Here is a 568-nt window from a genome sequence, read left to right as displayed (position 1 = left end):
TCGGCGAAGAAACAGTGGACGTTATCGCCAAAGGCCAGCTTCAGGCCAAACGCCACGCCGCCGGGGCCGCCGCCGACGCCGCACGGCAGATAAACGTTCAACGGATGTTCAGCGTCCACCGCGCGCCCCTGCGCGGCAAACTGCGCTTTCAGGCGCTCACCTGCAACCGCGTAGCCCAGGAACAGCGTGCGTGAGTTCTCATCGTCAATAAAGAAACAGTTTGGATCGCTTTCCGCCGCTTTGCGCCCTTGCTCCACCGCCACGCCATAATCCTGCTCATATTCCACGACGATCACGCCGTGGCTGCGCAGTTTGGCTTTCTTCCACTCGCGGGCGTCGGCGGACATATGCACCGTGACCTTAAAGCCGATGCGCGCGCTCATAATGCCGATGGACATCCCCAGGTTGCCGGTTGAACCCACCGCGATGCTGTACTGGCTGAAGAAGGCTTTAAAGCGTGTCTCCAGCAGGATGCTGTAATCGTCATCCAGCTTGAGTAAACCAGAGGCCAGCGCCAGTTTTTCCGCATGGGCCAGCACCTCATAGATACCGCCGCGCGCTTTAATGG

Annotated in this window: 1 protein-coding gene; it reads right to left on the bottom strand. The window is 59.7% G+C overall.

The window, feature by feature from the left end; all coding sequences use genetic code 11:
- A partial coding sequence (gene dsdA / locus C3418_RS23920; RefSeq protein ID WP_103859399.1) for a D-serine ammonia-lyase occupies positions 1-568 on the bottom strand: 568 nt, incomplete at both ends.

The organism is Aeromonas sp. ASNIH8 (assembly GCF_002919855.1).
GTDB classification, from domain to species: domain Bacteria; phylum Pseudomonadota; class Gammaproteobacteria; order Enterobacterales; family Aeromonadaceae; genus Aeromonas; species Aeromonas caviae.
This window is presented reverse-complemented; position numbering and strand designations above follow the sequence as displayed.